Annotated in this window: 2 pseudogenes; both read right to left on the bottom strand. The window is 64.7% G+C overall.

Going from position 1 to position 1648, the window contains the following annotated elements:
- Positions 1–1049: pseudogene (gene pctB / locus HMPREF2581_RS18230) on the bottom strand (methyl-accepting chemotaxis protein PctB); the annotation flags it as partial.
- 234 nt (positions 1050–1283) lie between these two features.
- A pseudogene (locus tag HMPREF2581_RS18225) lies at positions 1284–1648 on the bottom strand (chemotaxis protein); the annotation flags it as partial.

Here is a 1648-nt window from a genome sequence, read left to right as displayed (position 1 = left end):
GATTCGTGGATACGCTCGACGAAGCGGTTGAAGGAAATGGCCAGGACCCCGAATTCATCGTTGCTGGTGACCTTCAGGCGCTTGGTCAGGTCGCCTTCGCCCTGGGCGATGTCCTGCATGGCGCGGCCCATGTCGGTGAGCGGTTGCATCAGCACGCGGATCAGCATGCCGAGGAGGAGGACGATGGCGACCACCGCGATCAGCGCGGCGACGATCGCCGAGGTACGCAGCTTGGTGAGCATGGCATAGGCCTTGTCCTTGTCCACCGAGATGCCGATGTACCAGTCCAGGCCGGACAGGCCCTTGACCGGAGAGAAACTGAGGATCCGGGTGTTGCCGTGCAGCTCGGCCTCGCTGAAGCCGCTGCCGATCTTCGGCGTGTTGCGTGGGTAGACGTCGCTGAGGCTCTTCATGACCTGGTCCTTGTCCGGATGGACGAGGATCTTGCCGTCGCCGCTGACCAGGAAGGCGTAGCCCATGCCGCCGAAGTCCAGCGAGTTGATGATCTTCACCACCGTCTGCAGGCTGAGGTCGCCGCCGACCACGCCGAACGGCTGGCCGCCCTGGCGCGCCGGGCTGGCGATGGTCAGTACCAGCTCGTGGATGGCCGGCTCCATGTAGGGTTCGGTGAGGGTGGTCTGGCCGGCGCTGGTGGCGGCGTTGTACCAGGGGCGGCGGCGCGGGTCGTAGTCGGCCGGCAGGTCGCTGGTGGGGCGCGCGGTGTAGGTGCCGTCGGTCTGCCCCAGGTAGGTGAAGAGGAAGGTCGAGCCCAGCAGCGGCTGTTCCAGCAGGGCCTGGGTGGTCTCCGGGCTGTGGTCGCGGGCCAGGGTCTGGGCCAGGTTCTCGATCAGCAGGATGCGCCCGCTCAGCCAGTTCTGCACGTTGCTGGCGGTGATCTCGCCCATTTCGTGCAGGTAGTCCTCCAGGTCCTCGCGGATCGAGGTGCGCTGCAGGGAGTCGTTGTAGAGGGTGAAGAGGGAGAAGGTCGCGATCACCACCAGCGCGGCGGCGAGCAGGATCTTGTGACTGAACTTGAGACTTTTGATCATGGTTTCTTGCATCCGGGAGGCGCGGGCGCGCTGTCGTGAACAGCCCCAGTTGGATCGCAACTGCAAGGCTTGCCGTGTCTGTCGGCGGCAAGCCCGGAAGCTTTAGCGCAATGGATGAATGGTTTCACCGAATGCGACCTGGAGAACGAAAAAAGCGCCCGTGGGCGCTCTTCATCGGTAGGCCGGATAAACGCTTCGCGGTTATCCGGCCGGTTCGGCTACGACAGGCAGGGCTCAGATCTTGAAGCTGTCCACCAGTTGGCGCAGGCGCCCGGCCTGGGTTTCCAGCTCGCCGCAGGCGCGCAGGGTGGCCTGGAGGTTCTCCACGCCTTCCTGGTTGAGGGTGTTGATCTCGGTGATGTCCATGTTCAGCGAGTCGACCACCGCGGTCTGTTCCTCGGTGGCGGTGGCCACCGACTGGTTCATGCTGTCGATCTCGCCGATCCGGCTGGTCACGCTGCCCAGGCGTTCGCCGGCACGGTTGGCGATCTCCACGCTCTCCAGGCTGTAGCGCTGGCTTTCGGTCATGGTGGCCACCGCCTCGCGGGCGCCGACTTGCAGCTCTTCGATCATCTTCTGGATCTGCAGCGCCGATTCCT

The sequence above is a fragment of the Pseudomonas sp. HMSC057H01 genome (assembly GCF_001836405.1).
GTDB classification, from domain to species: Bacteria; Pseudomonadota; Gammaproteobacteria; order Pseudomonadales; family Pseudomonadaceae; genus Pseudomonas; species Pseudomonas aeruginosa.
This window is presented reverse-complemented; position numbering and strand designations above follow the sequence as displayed.